The organism is Caldicoprobacter faecalis, from assembly GCF_900115765.1.
GTDB lineage: Bacteria > Bacillota > Clostridia > Caldicoprobacterales > Caldicoprobacteraceae > Caldicoprobacter > Caldicoprobacter oshimai.
In genome coordinates this window covers 109941-126113 of sequence record NZ_FOXR01000001.1, presented here as the reverse complement: position 1 = coordinate 126113, position 16173 = coordinate 109941, and the positions used below count along the sequence as shown (strand labels likewise).

Genomic DNA, 16173 nt, shown 5'->3' with positions numbered 1-16173 from the left:
TGGTTGCGCATTAATAACACTTGACTTGGAGTTAACTCCAAATGATAAATTAGTAATTGCCATGAAGTAGGCATATCAAAAGTACAACCCAAAACAATCAATAAAACTCGGCTGCAGCATTAGAAATCAGTTGAAAACTTCATAAATTACAGAGAGGATGGTGCTTTTTATGATTTACAAACCATTTCACAATCTAAATATTTCACAACTTGGTATGGGTTGCATGCGTTTACCCACCACTGGGAAAGGTGGGCCGATTGATGAAAGAAAAGCACGAGAACTTATTGAGTATGCTTATGAACATGGTATTAATTACTTTGATACTGCTTATAGGTATCATAATGGTGAATCGGAAGTATTTTTGGGGAAAATATTGAATCAATATCCTCGTGAAAGCTGGTATTTGGCAACTAAGATGCCGGGGCACATGATGCGTTACAATGAAGGAAATTTGGAATTTGTAGGGTATCTAACTGGATTGAAGAAAACTTCACCAGCAGAGATATTTGAGGAACAGTTAGAAAAATGTAGGGTAGATTATTTTGATTTTTATCTACTGCATAATGTTTGCGAAACCTCATATGATTTGTATACGAATGAGGTTTTAGGTATTGTGGACTTTCTACTTGAGCAAAAGAAGGCAGGCCGTATTCGTTACTTGGGTTTTTCTGCTCACGGTAGGGCTGAGACTATCGAGAAATTTCTCAACTGGAAAGATTGTTTTGACTTTGTACAGATTCAGCTCAACTACTTAGACTGGACGCTACAGAATGCAAAACGAAAATACGAGATTCTTGTTGAACGGGATATTCCAGTGATGGTTATGGAGCCCTGTCGTGGAGGTCGGCTGGCATCTTTGGATGAGGAGACGAATGCAATGTTGAAAAAAGCTCGTCCTAACGATTCCATTGCATCGTGGGCATTTCGATTTGTAAAGTCTTTACCGGGTGTACAAGTTGTACTCAGTGGAATGACGCATATTGACCAATTAAAGGATAACATCAAGACATTTTCTGATCCCACTCCTATTACAGAGGAAGAAATAGAGCTTTTACGAAAGGTTGTATCCAGGTTAGTAGACCTTGTACCTTGCACCTCCTGTCGATATTGTTGCGAGGGTTGTCCTAACAATCTGGATATTCCCATGTTAATCTCCCTGTATAATGAATTCTCCTTTGAACCTTCTCCTGGACTTAGATTTACGATTGATGCGCTAACGGATGAAGAGACGCCTTCTAACTGTATTGCTTGTGGTGAATGTAAGAAGCTATGTCCTCAAGAGATTGACGTACCCGTAATTATGAAAAAGTTATCTGAAGCTATTTCGAACTTTCGTTAGATTCAAATGATCATATGGTATTTTATAAAAGTTATAGAATATTGAGGAGGGTTGAATAATGGAATATGTAAAATTAGGTAATACAGGTCTTGAGGTGTCTCGAATTTGTCTTGGTTGCATGAGTTTTGGAGACCCTGAGAGGTGGGTGCATAAATGGGTACTTAATGAAGAAGAAAGTCGTGCCATTATTAAAAGGGCTCTTGAGCTTGGAATTAACTTTTTTGATACAGCGAATATATATTCTTATGGAAGGAGTGAAGAAATTCTCGGTCGGGCAATAAAGGATTTTGCAAACCGCGATGAGGTTGTTATTGCTACAAAGGTATGGGGTAAAATGTTTGATGGACCTAATGGAGGAGGCCTTTCAAGGAAAGTAATTATGAGAGAGATTGATAATAGCTTAAAACGTTTAGGGATGGATTATGTTGATCTGTATATTATTCATCGCTGGGATTACGATACTCCAATTGAAGAATCGATGGAAGCGTTACACGATGTTGTAAAAGCTGGGAAAGCCAGGTACATAGGTGCATCTTCTATGTATGCGTGGCAATTCCAAAAAGCGCTTTACACAGCAGAGAAGAACGGCTGGACTCGTTTTGTAAGTATGCAGAATCACCTTAATCTCATTTACCGTGAAGAGGAAAGGGAGATGTTACCGTTGTGCAAAGCCGAAAGAATAGCCGTTACACCCTATAGCCCATTGGCAGCAGGGAGGTTATGCCGAGATTGGTCAGCGCCAACTAAACGTTATGAAACTGACCAAATAGCAAGGTCCAAATATGACTCGACATATGAAGTGGATAAGGTTATAGTGGATCGGGTAAAGGAAGTGGCCCAAAAACACGGAGTATCTCAGGCGCAGATTGCATTGGCCTGGTTATTACAAAAAGAAACGGTTGTTGCTCCTATTGTAGGTGCAACGAAGATTTCCCATGTAGAAGAAGCAGTGGCGGCTTTGTCGGTTTCTTTGAGTCCAGAGGAAGTTGCCTATTTGGAAGAGCCATATGTACCTCACCGAATGGTTGGGCCTATTCCATACAATTGGAAAATTTAAGTTGCGAAACTTCTGGTAAAATTATTGTTTACTTTTGATTGTTTTATGATATAATAATATAAGCAAGGTAATCGGCACCGCAAAGTGCGGTTACCCTGAGATGGCTATTTAAAGAATTTATAACCACCCTGGGCCAGGAGGGTGGTTATTTTCTTTTTGGAGAGGAACTCCAAAAGTGCTATGATAAACAATCCGAAGGTTATCATCAAGGACAACGCCTCGAAAACGCTCATCATAAGCACCACCTCCCTTCTGTGGGGAAGTGGCAACCGCACCCTGCTGTATCCGATTACCTTGTCTATATTTTACCATAAAATTGTAAATTCAACAATCGTATAGTTTTACTGGCAGGCTATAGAGGCCAAGGCGATGTGGCAATAAAAGTTATTCAAAAGGAGAACCCGGAAGTTATAATCTACGGGGAAGTACCAGAATGGGAAATGCCCGAGTACATAAGGGATTCTATACAACAAGGAAAACAGAAAGCACTTATTGTACTTGGACATGCAGAAAGCAAAGCACCGGGAATGAAATATTTAGCTCACTTAAGGCACCAATTGATCAATGACGTTATAGGTGAGGGGGCCTACTATTCCATCGGGTACCAGCCCATTATCGGCCTGAAGCCTCATAACCGCTTGGCGTGTGAGGGGGCCAAAAATTCCGTCGATGGGTCCGGTGTAATAATCCAGGCTGGCAAGTGTATTCTGCAAAATGGCGACATCATCACCCCAGTTGCCTATGCGCAAAATCCTCCTTCTACATACCACAGTTTGATCCTCCTCCCAGCGTATTAGCAAACAAAGACATTACATTAATCTATGATATGCTACCGCTTTGAGAGTTGCTATATTTGTTTCAAATTTAATAATACCGTTTCACCATGCACTGCTCAAACTTTTAACGGCAGGGTTCACTTGCGGAAAAGGCTTGCAATGCTCTCCTTTATAGCTAAAACAAGGTTTTTCGCAGCTTGAATCTTTTCCCATGCCTCTTCTTTCCCGTAGCTCAAGAAAAAGAAAGCACCTCCTCCGAAGATGACAAAAAGGAACAAAAACAGTATTCCTTTTCCAGCGCCGGTGTTTTCCTTTGCAAGTTGGGGAACTTTTTCTTTCTGTCGTGTCTCTTCATTTCGGACGGTACCACCAAAGAGCGCTATATCTGCAACTTCAGCAAAAAATGAAGTTGCTCTTAATGCTCTCTCTTTCATATGGTTGTATGTCCCAAATTCCAAAAGTAGGGAGCGAGGATGAAGCTCTTGATTATAATTTCCTTTGCCCATAAAGATGTCTTTTATAAGGCCTGGATACCGTTTGTCAGCGACCGCTTTTATGCGATATGCGAATGATTCATTTACTTCGCGGTTTTGGTTACTCCTCCCCACCACAATGCGTATTCTGGTAATTTCCTTTCCGTTCAATCTCGTTATATATTCTTCCTTCGGGACTGAATCCCTGTGTACGTCAAAAAGGGCAGCCGGGCTGTGGTCTTTTATTATTTTAAAAGCTGTCCGTCTGGAACGCCTGTATGCTCCTGCATCATGAGGGTCGTGGGGGGTTGTATTAACCACGGTTTTTACCCCCCTATTTTCAAATTCTTCTCCCAATTTTTTGGCAACATCCAATATACCTCCATTTGCTCTTATGCTGGCTGATCCATCTGATGGTAGATATGATTCATCGGAGTGTGTACAATAGATCCCTATGGTCCTGTTTTCATTCTGCGCCAAAGTCGGTATATATGAATTAAAGGATATATCCGAAACATCCGGTAGTTCAACATCTTCTACAAACTCAGCTATGGCGGTTTTATCTGAAACGTCAACTTTTATAATCCTGTATTTTTTATTATCTTGGCTGATGTATTCGTCGTCTACATATACCCTCATTCCAATTTTGAAGAGAACGGTTCCATCTGGAAGATATACGGTAAAATGATCCGGTTCACTTTGATACCAATCATCAGCGTTGACGGGATAAATGGAAGTTGTTAACAATAAAATGACAACCAGGAATAAAGGAGCTAATTTGCGCATCCTTTCACCTCATTATATTTTTGTTTGGCAGCGCTAAGGCTGTAAAAATAATATTTTTCAGATACTACTTTTTTATTCCTAAATGGTTCAGGGGTAAATTCCGATACAATAATAAGGCCGACGATGACTATATGCGAGGAGCCACAAAAACAAAAGAGCACGTAACGATCTACCTTGCACCACGACAGGTAACTTACTATCCAGCCATGATCCTACAGCACGAACCAGCCGTAACCTTCAGACCATGGCCAAACAGGTCATCACCTGTCGTGATGGTTCGTTCGACCATACAGGATGCCTGTACAGCCCTGTACAACCTCTCGGCTGCACAGAACCGTTAGTACAACAATGACCTTCGGCACCCTGTATGATCTTCGCTCGACCCCGTGTGACAGGTTGGAATCTTATTGCAATCATAAAAGATACGACTGCAATAAAACTTTTCCCCGCCACACGGGATCTGCCCGCCGACTGCATACAGGCCTGACGCGACCTGTATGCAATCTTTGGCCGACCCATATACGCCCCGTCCGAGCGTATATGAGTCTGGGCTCAACCGTTACGTACCCTTCGCTATTTATGTTAACCAGTTCGAAACGGTTTATACGCTGTCCTTTAAAATTTTTTATAACAAACCTGATCGATTTTTTTATAATCAGAACAGCTGTCTTTACTCGCTTTACGGTAAAAAATACTTAAACTTCTACAAGACGGAGATGAATTGCTAAAAATGTGATAAAATATTTTTTAAGGTGATGGCTAATGTAAGAAACCCAGAAAACCATACCAGGTGCGATAGGCAAACATATAAGCTGTTGAGGGTACTGTGCCGTCTTTCCAAAAATCTGTATAACTAATGAATGAAGCAGCTGGCCAGCCTGCTGTCTAACAGGATTTAGTTTAAATATTTTCAAAAATAGGGAAAGGGAGGATGTATATGATAATTAAAGCCCATGAGATGGAAGTCGAGCTTAGAGAGCGGATGAGGGGAGGAAATGGTACTGTCAAGATCACGCATATAGGGAAAGAGCAGCTGCCCGCCAAGACCCGGCTTTTTGCAAAAATAACTCTGGAAAAAGGGTGCTCCATAGGATTCCATCAACACGCCAATGAGACCGAGATGTTCTATTTCTTGAAAGGCAGGGGCAAGGTTGACGACAATGGTACTACACATTATGTACAAGCAGGGGATGCAATGTTTACAGGTGGTGGAAAAGGTCATTCGGTTGAAAACTGCGGCGATGAACCGCTGGAGTTACTCGCTGTCATTGTGCTGGATTGATTGTTCCATCGTTTCCATAAATATATCAGTGTTTTTTCATATATATCTTCACATAATAAATACAAAAAAGTAAAGGAGCATCGATGCGAAATGGACAGCGGAACATTCAATCCAGAAGAGCACTTAACCAAACTACCCATCCGTCGCTGGAACCCCAAGGCCAACAGCTGGGAGACCGACTATGCCGATTATCTGGAGGTCAAGTGGCGGATGGTATGGTTTCGCGATGAAAACAAACAGGGCACCAAGACTGTCATACGCGATAAGATCATAGACCCTCACAACAAGTTTGCCTATTATGAGCTTGAGGTGACCGATAGCAAAGGAAATGTGGAGATAGGCGTAGGGTCTGAGACCGGAGATGATTTTGAAGATTATATAGAAAAGGCATATACCAAGGCCTATGGGCGTGCATTGGCGGCTTTGGGATACGGTACACAGTTTGCGCCCGAACTGGAAGAAGGGGAGAATATAGTGGATAGCCCAGTGGAGGCCAAGGCAAGGGAAGCAAAAGCTCCTCCCCGTGAGGAACCGATCACCGAGGCACAGAAAAGAGCAATATATGCCATATACAATGCACTTGGATACTCTGAAGCCCAGATGAAAGAAATACTGCAGCAGCGGTATCACAAGACCGAAAGCAAAGCGCTGACCAAACAGGAGGCCTCAGACCTCATTGACTACCTCAATAGCTTGAGGGACAGGGAATAAGCCGTGGGTATCGAGTATATCCTGTTTCATCTTCTTGACGACACCCCTAAGATAATATAAAATGAGCTTATTAAAAAAATATATAGGGGTGTACGAAATATGGCACAGGTTATACCTTTCAAAGGCTTACGTTATAATACCAGCAAAATAAGCGACTTGTCGAAAGTCATGACTCCTCCTTACGATGTAATATCGCCAGCAGAACAGGACCGGTTCTACCAAATGAGCGAATATAATATCATTCGCTTAGAGCTGGGGAAGGAAGAGCCGGGGGATGATGAATACAACAATAAATACACCAGGGCTGCTCGATATTTAAAGGAGTGGCTCGAGAATCAAATATTGGTTCAAGAAAAGCAGCCTTCATTCTACATTTATCAGCAGCAGTTCAGCCTTCCAAACGGCAATACGTATACCCGGACAGGATTTGTAGGATTGGTAAGGCTGGAGGAGTTCTCAAGGGGCGTCATACTGCCGCATGAGAATACCCTTTCTAAACCCAAGGCCGATAGGTTACAGCTTATGCGAGCCTGTGAAGCCAATTTCAGCCAGATATTTGCGCTTTATGACGACCCTGAAAAGACAATCCCGATGTTGCTTAAACAGTATACGGATGCAAATTCGCCTGACATTGAAGTGGAAGCTATCCAGGGGATTATTGAAAGGCTTTGGGTTGTGTCGGATGCCTCGATAATAGCTCAAATTCAAGAGAGCATGGCAGACAAGAAGCTTTACATTGCAGATGGCCACCACCGGTACGAGACCGCCCTCACGTACCGCAACGAGCGCATGAAACAAAACCCACACCATACCGGCGATGAGCTTTATAACTTCGTAATGATGATGATGGTAGAGATGGAAGATCCTGGGCTGATAATACTTCCTACCCATCGAGTGATAAACGGTATTAAGAATTTTTCCAAAGAAGAATTTCTGCAGAATGCATCCAGGGATTTTGTCATTGAGGAACACCTATTCTCCGGCCGCACCTTGAAGCAGCGGGCAGAGGAGATGGACAGCTTACTTACCAAAAAAGGTAGCCATACCTTCGTGTTTTACGATGGCAATTTGAAGAGCTGCCATGTACTGGCGCTCAAAGACATTGAAATAATCAGTGAGCGTCTGCCCGAGCACGATATGTCATATAGGAGTTTGGACGTGACCATACTTCATACCTTGCTTCTTGAACCCCTTTTGGGAATAGGGAAGGAGCAGATAGCAAACCAAGAGTTTATCACTTATACCCATGACTTGACAGAAGGAGTAACGTGGGTAGAAGAGGGCAATTGCCAAATGGCCTTTTTCGTCAACCCCACATCTGTCAAGCAAGTCAAAGAAGTTTCGCTGGCAGGGGAGAAGATGCCGCAAAAATCCACTTATTTTTATCCCAAGCTATTGACCGGGTTAGTAATAAACAAGTTTTAATTCATAGTGATTTTAAAAACAGCAGGATTACAAAGGTCCTGCTGTTTTTTATTGTGCTGAATAAATAATCCTCATTTGTGTATTCTATTACTTAGAATGATAGTGACTTTAAAAAAGCTTGTATTGTACTCAGCAAATGCTGAGAAACAAACAATTTAAAGCGAGAGGATAACCGTTATGAAGTACATAGACAGTCAACCGAATCCAAAAAACAGAGAGAAGATGGAGGAAAACAATCCGCCTAGGCTAAAGAGCGAAGAGCAGGTTGATTTGACGCTTGATAAGGAAGTCAGTAAAAACTTAGAAAAGTTCAAGGCTTTTTTGAAGGACAGCAGCGACGTGGTGTTCCGCGAGTTCAGCCTGGGGACGCAGAGCATCCCGTGTGCTCTGGTATATGTCGATGGGCTGGTGAACACGGCGATAATCAACGAACAGATTTTAAAACCCATGATGTATCAGATTGCCCTTCTGGAAACCAGCCTGAACCGGACGATACAGCCGGATAAGATATTTGAAGTCGTCAAGCTGCATGCATTGGCGATAGGTGAAGTCAAAGAAGTGAAAACTTTGGATGATGCTTTCTTGCGCGTTTTGTCAGGCGAAGTGGCCGTTATGGTAGAGGGTTTTGACAAAATCCTCATAGCAAATGCCAGGGGTTGGCCCCAGCGCGGCATACAGGAGCCTCCCTCGGAAATCGTAATTCGGGGACCCCGGGAGGGCTTTACCGAAACGCTGAGGGTAAACACCGCCCTGCTCAGAAGAAGGATCAAGGATCCAAACTTGGTGATTAAGACCGTTCAGGTTGGCCGGCGTGGCAAAACTGACGTGGCCTATGCGTATATCAAAGGGATAGCCAACCAGGAGCTGGTGGAAGAGGTAGAGCGGCGGCTTAGCCAGATAGACGTCGATATCTTTATGGACAGCAGCCAGCTAGAACATTATATTCAGGATAGCTACCTTACTTCCTTCCCTCAAATCGAGGTTACCGAACGTCCTGATAAGACGGTAGCCAGCCTGGTAGAAGGCAGAGTGGCCATCTTGATGGATAACAGTCCTTATGCCCTTATAGTGCCTGCCACATTCTATCAGTTTTTTCAAAGCGCCGAAGATTACTACGAACGCTGGGTACTGTCTTCCGTCATCCGGCTCTTGCGCTGGAGCGGAGCCATTTTGGCATCGCTAACTCCGGCGCTGTATGTAGCTATCGTATCGTTTCATCCAGGCTTTATTCCCACCAACCTGGCAATATCCATTGCTGCCACCCGCGCAACGGTACCATTTCCAGCATTTGTTGAAGCCCTGCTTATGGAGATTACCTTCGAGCTTCTCAGAGAAGCAGGTGCAAGACTGCCGCGGGCCATCGGCCAAACCATAGGTATAGTAGGCGGTTTGATTATAGGGGATGCGGCCGTCAGAGCGGGTATTACCAGCCCCATTATGGTCATTGTGGTGGCCATCACTGCCATAGCTTCATTTCTCATTCCCTCGTATAGCGTCGCCATGGCCATAAGGCTACTTCGCTTTCCTTTTATAATTTTAGCCGCTTTGCTGGGCATATACGGCGTCATACTGGGTTTCATCATTTTGAACGTGCATTTGGTCACCATAAAGAGCTTTGGGGTAAGCTATATGACCCCCCAGGCGCCTATGAGGCACCAAGACTGGAAAGATTTTCTTATACGTATGTCCAGCCAGATCATGATGCGAAGGCCCACCAGCACATATGCCGTAGACATCGACCGGAGGAATCAGGACCCTGTCAAGGAGGAGGCCCAATGAAAGAAAGAAGCGATAGATTGAGCAATATACAAATTCTGTTTGTGGTATCCTCCACCATCATAGGGGTAACGGTGTTAACTCTACCCCGTACAGCCACTGAATTGGCCAAGGCAGGGGGGTTCATTGCTACCTTTGTCACCGGGATATTGATGGCTTTGGTGTTGATTATAACCGCATTGCTGGCCAGAAGATTTCCAAACAGCACTGTAATGGAATATAGCAGAGAGATAATAGGCCTTGTCCCAGCCAAGATATTGGGTTTTGTGTTCTTTTTTTATTTCGTAAGCGTGGTAACCACTGTTCTGAGGTTATTTTGCGATGCCATAAAAGTGCTGTTGCTTGAAAATACGCCGCTGGAAGTATTGATAATCACCTTCATGCTGGCAGCGGTCTATTTGTGTCTCAACGGCATCAGCTCCATCGCTAAGATATGTGAACTATTTGAACCCCTTGTAATTGGCACAATGCTGCTGGTAATTGTATTGTCCTTAAAAAATTTCAATTTCGAAGAGTTGCTGCCTGCATTCAAACAGGATGTTTTTGAGTGGATCCGCGCTGTTCCTCCTTTGGCGATCTCCTATCTCGGGTTTGAGGTGCTCCTCTTCATCACGCCCTATGTCCAGGATACCAGCAAAGTTGTGAAATACGGATTTTTGGGCATATTGCCTTCGATTTTTATCTATTCTTTATTTGTGGCCGTCACAGTGGGTATAGTGGGAGTGGAACCGGTTGCGCGATCGCTGTATCCCACCATTCAGCTGGCCAGGTACATTAAATTCCCTGGAGGTTTTGCGGAGCGATTCGATATCTTCTTTATGATTTTCTGGATACTGGGTGCCTATACCACTACGTCCTCCTATCTTTATCTTTCATCAATTTCAATAACAAGACTGCTGGGGCTTAGAAATTATAAGCCTTTTATACTCTTGATTGTACCTATAATATATACGCTGACATTGTTTCCACAGAATATAAAGGAGATAGGCATGTTTTCACAGTATGTGAGCTATTTTGGACTGGCTTTGCTGGCTGTAACGATAATTCTTTACATACTGGCCGTTATACTTAAAAAGGGGGAATCATCGAAAAATGAGGATAAACAATAAATATTTTGTGGTAGCGCTTATCGCCATTATCATCATATTTACCCTGACGGGCTGTTGGGATATGGTAGAAATAGAAAGAAATGCTTTTATACTGGGAATAGGCCTGGATCCTTCAGAGAGCAAGAGTGGAAACGATGAAAGAATTATGGTAACATACCAAATAGCGTTGCCGGCTGCCATGTTGGGGCCAGGCGGTCAGGGGGAAGGAGGAGGGGGACAGGAGCAGCCTTCAACGTTAAACGTCACTATAGAAGCAAAAAATCTAATGATGGCAGAACAGACGCTGATGGCCACTCTCAATCAGCTACCCAATTACGACCACCTGCAGTTGGTGGTCTTTGGAGAGGAGCTGGCCAAAAAGGGGATAGGCAAATATGTCGACTTTTTTTTCAGAGATCCAAGGATGAGGCAACGTACCAAGGTGGCAGTAAGCAGGGGTAAAGCCAGCGAGGTATTTAAAATACAGCCTAAAACTGTTAAAAGCACGTCGCAATATATCAGCGACCTTCTTGACGAAAACGAAAAACGAAGCCTAATATTGCTCATGCCCATGGACTTTGGGATAATGCAGAGGCACTTTATACGGAGGCTGGACGTATGTTTGCCCGGCATTACGGTAAAGAAAAATACTTTGACTCTTCAGGGAGCTGCCATATTCAGTGGTGATAAACTGGTCGCATGGCTTACTGGTTCCCAGGTCATGAGCCTTAAATGGCTTCACGGTGAACCGGCCAAGGGTATCATTGATATTTCTAACGATAAAGTTAAAGCGGGAAATTTTGTATTTAACATCACGGACAACAAAGTATCCATAAAACCCGTTCTAGACGGTAACAGGTTTATCTTGAAGGCCAAAATGGAGGTGGAAGGAGATATAGCTGAGATCCAGAATGAAAGGTTTAACACGTATGATCTTGGCTTTATCCAGCAGGTCGAAGATTTGGTAAAACAAAAAATCATGCAATCCTGTAGCGAAGTGTTCAGCAAGCTAGTGGATCAATACAAAACCGATTGCATAGAGTTCGGACGAAGGGTGCAAAATTACTATCCTGATTTCTGGGAAAAAAACAAAGACAACTGGAAGGAGTATTTTGCCAATACAGATCTTGAAATGGAGGTGGATGTAAAACTAAGGAGAGTGGGAGTAATCAAATAGCGCTTGTCAGTCTACCAGCCTGGAAAATACGAAGGAAAGCAATCCAATTAGTAAATATGCAATGCTGCCCCATTTTGCAATCTTTTTTTCAGTGGGGAATTTACCAGGTACATCAGATTTATAAATTATATAAAGGATCAGGCTACACAAAATAGTCAAAAACGAGAAATGAGGCGTGATGAAAATGCGCAATATCGAAAACAGCCTCATACTATTCTCCCCTCGCCTTAACAGTTTAAACAACCTCTTTTTAATATTGCCCATTTTTTGTACAAAATATCCTTGCCTCCAATTCAAAAAAATAAGATGGCCGCAGACTTAACCAGTCGCGGCCATTGCTATCAAAAATAAAATCCTATACAAAGAGGCTTGCGCTTTGACCACACCATTTTTCTCTCAGCTTTGGCTTCTCAATCTTACCGGTGGGATTGCGGGGTATCTTATCGAAAAACACCCTTCGCGGCCGTTTGTATCTTGGCAAAACCTGACAAAACTCTATAATATCCGCTTCTGATAGCTTCCTTCCTGGCTTCAGCTCCACCACGGCCACCGGGATTTCGCCCAGTCGCCTGTCGGGCAGGCCTATTACTGCTGCATCCTTTATATCCTCATGGGACCTCAAGTAGTCTTCTATTTCCACAGGAAATATGTTTTCACCGCCGCATATGACGATATCCTTCTTGCGATCCACCAGATAGATAAACCCATCCTCATCCTGGCGCGCCATATCGCCGGTATACAGCCAACCATCTTTTAAAACCTTGCGGGTGGCTTCAAGGTTTTTATAGTATCCTTTCATGACGCCCGGGCCTTTAACGATGAGCTCGCCGACTTGCCCGTGTGGTACGGGATTGCCGTTTTCATCCACAATCATTGCCTGCCAGCCATAACCCGGCAGGCCAATGGCACCCACCTTATCGATGTTCTCAATCCCTAAGTGTACACATCCCGGGCCGGTGGCTTCGCTGAGGCCGTAGTTAGTATCATACTGGTGGTTTGGGAAATATTTTTTCCATCTTCTGATGAGGCTGGGTGGCACAGGTTGAGCACCCATGTGCATGAGCCTCCACTGGTCCAGCCTGTAATCGCTTAAGTTTATTTCCCCTCTTTCAATGGCGTCAAGGATATCCTGAGCCCATGGCACCAGCAGCCAAACTATGGTTACCTGCTCTTCTGACACCGCCTCCAGTATCCACCGCGGGCTTACTCCGCGCAATATGACGGCCTTTGCACCCACCATGAGGTTACCAAACCAGTGCATCTTGGCTCCTGTGTGGTAGAGAGGGGGAATGCACAGGAAATTATCCGCGTGTGTCTGGAAATGGTGGTGGTTCTCGGTTATACACGCCGATACAAGGTTGCCATGGGTTAAAACTATGGGCTTTGGGATACCGGTAGTGCCCGAAGTAAAATACAATGCCGCTTCCTCTTCGTCTGACAAGGGTACGCCAGGTGCATCACACGGGAAACTATCCAGGATATCATAATAATTGTGGTCTGCCGCTGTGGCTGTTTGGTTGGCGCCTATAAACACGAGGTCCTGCAAATAAGCTGTCCTGCCGCGTATGGAATCGATTCTGTCTTTAAACTCGGGCCCGTAAACCAGTACCTTGACCTCGGCGGTCTCGAGGCACTTCTTTATCTCCTCGGCCGTAAACCTGAAATTCAGCGGCACTGCCCAGGCCCCCGACTTTAAAATTCCAAAATAGACGGGAAGCCATTCTAGACAGTTCATCAGCAATATGGCTACCTTATCTCCTTTTTTGATCCCACGGGACAGCAGGAAATTGGCAAACCTGCTAGCATTGTCGTCAAATTCCTTCCATGTGATTTGACGGCGAGTACCCGCCGCCGGATCCCGTTCTATCAGGCTGATTTCATCGGGATAGATCTGAGCATTCAGGGAAAGCATATCCGTGATAGGCATAAAAATAAAAACCCCCATTCTTCCATCCTACTTTTTGGTGACAAGTTAAACGCTACCCTCCATTGAGCAAAACGGCCTACCGTCTTACCGTTCTTCAAGAACAAGCTAAGCTGTTTACCCCATCTATCCTTTATTGTAAGTAGTTGTAATATTTATGTCAAGATACACTTGTTATATGGTATAATTTAATCAAGCTGGAGGAGATGCTGGCAGTTACTTCACTCTTACGTAGACGTAGCAGGGTCATCCCATAGTGTTGCCAGAGCGCTTGATGCTCGTCGGACATAACCGATGTCCTTCAATTTATCGAGGAAAGGGCGTTAAATTAAAATTTTATCGTAAAGGGGTAATAAATTATGGACAAGCTGGAACGCATATTTGAACTTCAAGCCAGGTTTGATCAGGCTTTGATTGAAAAGCGCAACCTGGGACATATCAAACCAGAGGAATGGATACAAAAAGAAGTACTGGCCATGGTTTCAGAGCTGGGTGAGCTGCTCAACGAGGTCAATTTCAAGTGGTGGAAAAAACCGAAGGAAATAGACTATGATGCCATAAAGGAAGAGCTGGTAGATATACTACATTTTCTCATCAGCATGTGCATAAAAGTGGGCATGACGGCCGAAGACCTGTACCAGGCATATCTGGCAAAAAATAAGGAAAACTTCGACCGACAAGAAGGCAAATCTGAAAAAAGCGGCTATGAATGGGGGGCTAAATAGCCTCCTTTTATTTTTGTTTTAATGTTGTTTAAAGGTATACAGAAGTATATACACGGAAATTTTTTATGCGGTTATCCTGCACTATATTCCGCATTTATTCATACAATGTATTACCGGGAAGGAGGCGATTGAATGGTCAGCAATCAAATCATACTGACGTTCATAGGCGGCGACGCAAGGCAGATTGAAGCCATGAACATGGCCGCCAAAGAAGGTTTCATCGTCAAAGCAGTGGGTTTTCAGGATATACCCAATGATAGCATAAAGATATATAAAGGTTTGGAAGATGAGTGCTTTATCTGCCATGCCCTTATACTTCCTATCCCGTATAAGAACAGGTATGGCTATATAAACATACCATCTGATCCACAGTCCATAACCCTCGAACAGGTCATGAAAAAGGTTGACCAGTCAACCATCATCATTTTGGGCAAAGCTGATCAGGACATAAGGCAACAGACCGAGGAAAAGAACATACGCTTTTTTGACATCCTGGAGGAGGAGTCCTTTGCCATACTCAATGCCATCCCAACCGCCGAAGGTGCCATACAGCGGGCCATGGAGAAGACCGATATAACCCTTCACGGGGCAAACGTGCTTGTATTGGGTTACGGAAGGATTGGCAAGTGCCTGGCCAGGATGCTCAAGGGCATCGGTGCCAGGGTAACGGTGGAAGCGCGGAAGCCAGCGGACCTGGCGTGGATATACGAAAATGGTTACAACGGCGTCCATCTCGACGACCTGGATTCCGTCTTGGGTTCACAGCAGGTGATATTCAATACCATTCCACATCTCGTGCTCACCCGGGAGAGGCTCAAAAAGGTGGATAAGGAAGCCGTAATCATCGACCTTGCCTCTGCTCCGGGGGGAACCGATTTTGAAGCCGCAAAGGAATTTGGCATCAGGGCTTATCTGGAGCTTAGCCTTCCAGGCATAGTTGCGCCCAAAACTGCCGGAAGAATCGTGTATTACGTAATAAAGGAGTTGCTCGAAAGGGCTCAAAGATATGGTATGATAAGGGGGTTGAAGGCATGAGGCTGAAAGGTTTAAAAATAGGTTTCTGCATTACTGGGTCCTTCTGCACATTTGATAAGGTACTTATACAGCTACAAAGAATGGTGGATGAAGGCGCTGAAGTATTTCCCATATTCTCCTATGCCGTTGCATCAACCGATACGCGGTTTACCACAGCCGCTGATTTCAGAGAAAAGGTGGAAAGCATTACCGGACGTAAAGTCATCGCTGATATAGCAGGTGCCGAACCCATCGGCCCCAAAAAGCTGCTGGATGTGGTGGTCATAGCACCCTGCACAGGGAATACGCTGGCAAAGCTGGCCAATGGCATAACCGATACTCCCGTCATTATGGCTGCCAAGGCACACCTTCGCAATCAAAGGCCGGTGGTAATAGCCATATCCACCAATGATGCGCTGGGCAACAACGCCAAAAATTTGGGTCAAATCATGAATGTAAAGAATATATACCTGGTACCGTTTTACCAGGATGACCCGGTAAACAAACCCAATTCCTTAATTGCTGATATGGATAAGATAATAGACACCGTATTGTTTGCGCTTGAGGGGAAACAGATACAACCGGTGCTCATAGAGAAAAAGGAATAAGCCATACGTGAG

Annotated in this window: 16 protein-coding genes and 1 pseudogene; 12 read left to right on the top strand and 5 right to left on the bottom strand. The window is 44.2% G+C overall.

What is annotated here, in order from left to right; genetic code table 11:
- The first annotated feature begins 169 nt into the window (after nt 1-169).
- Both BM241_RS00650 and BM241_RS00645 read left to right on the top strand, forming a co-directional pair.
- Nucleotides 170-1339, top strand: coding sequence for an aldo/keto reductase (locus BM241_RS00650; protein ID WP_092281809.1), 1170 nt, complete (start codon nt 170-172; stop codon nt 1337-1339).
- Between the two features lie 58 nt (nt 1340-1397).
- On the top strand, nt 1398-2396 hold the full coding sequence (locus tag BM241_RS00645) for an aldo/keto reductase (RefSeq protein ID WP_025746681.1): 999 nt from the start codon (nt 1398-1400) through the stop codon (nt 2394-2396).
- 104 nt (nt 2397-2500) lie between these two features.
- Here BM241_RS00645 and BM241_RS12160 read toward each other — a convergent pair whose 3' ends face one another.
- On the bottom strand, nt 2501-2632 hold the full coding sequence (locus tag BM241_RS12160) for a putative holin-like toxin (RefSeq protein ID WP_177206052.1): 132 nt from the start codon (nt 2630-2632) through the stop codon (nt 2501-2503).
- Between the two features lie 96 nt (nt 2633-2728).
- Between BM241_RS12160 and BM241_RS13045 the strand changes: the two are divergent.
- Nucleotides 2729-2938: pseudogene (locus BM241_RS13045) on the top strand (Nif3-like dinuclear metal center hexameric protein); the annotation flags it as partial.
- 3 nt (nt 2939-2941) lie between these two features.
- On the opposite strand, the gene BM241_RS00635 reads toward BM241_RS13045, so the two are convergent.
- The 3 genes from BM241_RS00635 to BM241_RS12155 all read right to left on the bottom strand — a co-directional run bounded on the left by BM241_RS00635 (nt 2942) and on the right by BM241_RS12155 (nt 4950).
- Nucleotides 2942-3166: a peptidoglycan-binding domain-containing protein gene (locus tag BM241_RS00635; RefSeq protein ID WP_084054644.1), complete on the bottom strand. Its 225-nt coding sequence runs from the start codon at nt 3164-3166 to the stop codon at nt 2942-2944.
- 143 nt (nt 3167-3309) lie between these two features.
- Entirely contained in the window at nt 3310-4431 is a 1122-nt protein-coding gene (gene spoIIP, locus BM241_RS00630) for a stage II sporulation protein P (protein ID WP_025746679.1), read from the bottom strand.
- 237 nt (nt 4432-4668) lie between these two features.
- On the bottom strand, nt 4669-4950 hold the full coding sequence (locus tag BM241_RS12155) for a hypothetical protein (protein WP_143094027.1): 282 nt from the start codon (nt 4948-4950) through the stop codon (nt 4669-4671).
- 418 nt (nt 4951-5368) lie between these two features.
- Between BM241_RS12155 and BM241_RS00625 the strand changes: the two genes are divergently transcribed.
- The 6 genes from BM241_RS00625 (at nt 5369) to BM241_RS00600 (ending at nt 11890) form a co-directional block, all read left to right on the top strand.
- Entirely contained in the window at nt 5369-5713 is a 345-nt protein-coding gene (locus BM241_RS00625; protein WP_025746678.1) for a cupin domain-containing protein, read from the top strand.
- 90 nt (nt 5714-5803) lie between these two features.
- Entirely contained in the window at nt 5804-6424 is a 621-nt protein-coding gene (locus BM241_RS00620; protein WP_025746677.1) for a hypothetical protein, read from the top strand.
- A 99-nt stretch (nt 6425-6523) separates the two neighbouring features.
- The gene (locus tag BM241_RS00615) at nt 6524-7849 is read left to right on the top strand and encodes a DUF1015 domain-containing protein (protein WP_025746676.1); all 1326 of its coding nucleotides are present in this window, start codon (nt 6524-6526) and stop codon (nt 7847-7849) included.
- Nucleotides 7850-8026: 177 nt separating this feature from the next.
- The gene (locus BM241_RS00610; protein WP_025746675.1) at nt 8027-9628 is read left to right on the top strand and encodes a spore germination protein; all 1602 of its coding nucleotides are present in this window, start codon (nt 8027-8029) and stop codon (nt 9626-9628) included.
- Nucleotides 9625-10734, top strand: a complete 1110-nt coding sequence (locus BM241_RS00605; protein WP_092281808.1) for a GerAB/ArcD/ProY family transporter — start codon at nt 9625-9627, stop codon at nt 10732-10734. Before BM241_RS00610 ends, BM241_RS00605 begins: the two co-directional genes overlap by 4 nt.
- Nucleotides 10718-11890: a Ger(x)C family spore germination protein gene (locus tag BM241_RS00600; RefSeq protein ID WP_092281807.1), complete on the top strand. Its 1173-nt coding sequence runs from the start codon at nt 10718-10720 to the stop codon at nt 11888-11890. Before BM241_RS00605 ends, BM241_RS00600 begins: the two co-directional genes overlap by 17 nt.
- 355 nt (nt 11891-12245) lie before the next feature.
- Here the strand turns inward: BM241_RS00600 and BM241_RS00590 are convergent, their stop codons facing one another.
- Complete coding sequence (locus BM241_RS00590; protein WP_092281831.1) at nt 12246-13817, bottom strand: class I adenylate-forming enzyme family protein; 1572 nt, start codon at nt 13815-13817, stop codon at nt 12246-12248.
- A gap of 356 nt (nt 13818-14173) precedes the next feature.
- Between BM241_RS00590 and BM241_RS00585 the strand changes: the two genes are divergently transcribed.
- The 3 genes from BM241_RS00585 (at nt 14174) to BM241_RS00575 (ending at nt 16161) form a co-directional block, all read left to right on the top strand.
- A complete protein-coding gene (locus BM241_RS00585; RefSeq protein WP_035145920.1) occupies nt 14174-14539 on the top strand; it encodes a dUTPase in 366 nt (121 codons plus the stop codon).
- A gap of 132 nt (nt 14540-14671) precedes the next feature.
- Nucleotides 14672-15574, top strand: a complete 903-nt coding sequence (gene dpsA, locus BM241_RS00580; RefSeq protein ID WP_092281805.1) for a dipicolinate synthase subunit DpsA — start codon at nt 14672-14674, stop codon at nt 15572-15574.
- A complete protein-coding gene (locus tag BM241_RS00575) occupies nt 15571-16161 on the top strand; it encodes a dipicolinate synthase subunit B (RefSeq protein WP_025746668.1) in 591 nt (196 codons plus the stop codon). The genes dpsA and BM241_RS00575 overlap by 4 nt, the downstream gene beginning before the upstream one ends.
- Nucleotides 16162-16173: the final 12 nt, after the last annotated feature.

Excerpts from the sequence above, each read along its gene's own strand:
- BM241_RS00650 (WP_092281809.1), top strand. The coding sequence starts at position 170 with ATGATTTACAAACCATTTCACAATCTAAATATTTCACAACTTGGTATG.
- BM241_RS00645 (WP_025746681.1), top strand. The coding sequence starts at position 1,398 with ATGGAATATGTAAAATTAGGTAATACAGGTCTTGAGGTGTCTCGAATT.
- BM241_RS12160 (WP_177206052.1), bottom strand. The coding sequence starts at position 2,632 with ATGATGAGCGTTTTCGAGGCGTTGTCCTTGATGATAACCTTCGGATTG.
- spoIIP (WP_025746679.1), bottom strand. The coding sequence starts at position 4,431 with ATGCGCAAATTAGCTCCTTTATTCCTGGTTGTCATTTTATTGTTAACA.
- BM241_RS12155 (WP_143094027.1), bottom strand. The coding sequence starts at position 4,950 with ATGGGTCGGCCAAAGATTGCATACAGGTCGCGTCAGGCCTGTATGCAG.
- BM241_RS00625 (WP_025746678.1), top strand. The coding sequence starts at position 5,369 with ATGATAATTAAAGCCCATGAGATGGAAGTCGAGCTTAGAGAGCGGATG.
- BM241_RS00620 (WP_025746677.1), top strand. The coding sequence starts at position 5,804 with ATGGACAGCGGAACATTCAATCCAGAAGAGCACTTAACCAAACTACCC.
- BM241_RS00615 (WP_025746676.1), top strand. The coding sequence starts at position 6,524 with ATGGCACAGGTTATACCTTTCAAAGGCTTACGTTATAATACCAGCAAA.
- BM241_RS00610 (WP_025746675.1), top strand. The coding sequence starts at position 8,027 with ATGAAGTACATAGACAGTCAACCGAATCCAAAAAACAGAGAGAAGATG.
- BM241_RS00605 (WP_092281808.1), top strand. The coding sequence starts at position 9,625 with ATGAAAGAAAGAAGCGATAGATTGAGCAATATACAAATTCTGTTTGTG.
- BM241_RS00600 (WP_092281807.1), top strand. The coding sequence starts at position 10,718 with ATGAGGATAAACAATAAATATTTTGTGGTAGCGCTTATCGCCATTATC.
- BM241_RS00590 (WP_092281831.1), bottom strand. The coding sequence starts at position 13,817 with ATGCCTATCACGGATATGCTTTCCCTGAATGCTCAGATCTATCCCGAT.
- BM241_RS00585 (WP_035145920.1), top strand. The coding sequence starts at position 14,174 with ATGGACAAGCTGGAACGCATATTTGAACTTCAAGCCAGGTTTGATCAG.
- dpsA (WP_092281805.1), top strand. The coding sequence starts at position 14,672 with ATGGTCAGCAATCAAATCATACTGACGTTCATAGGCGGCGACGCAAGG.
- BM241_RS00575 (WP_025746668.1), top strand. The coding sequence starts at position 15,571 with ATGAGGCTGAAAGGTTTAAAAATAGGTTTCTGCATTACTGGGTCCTTC.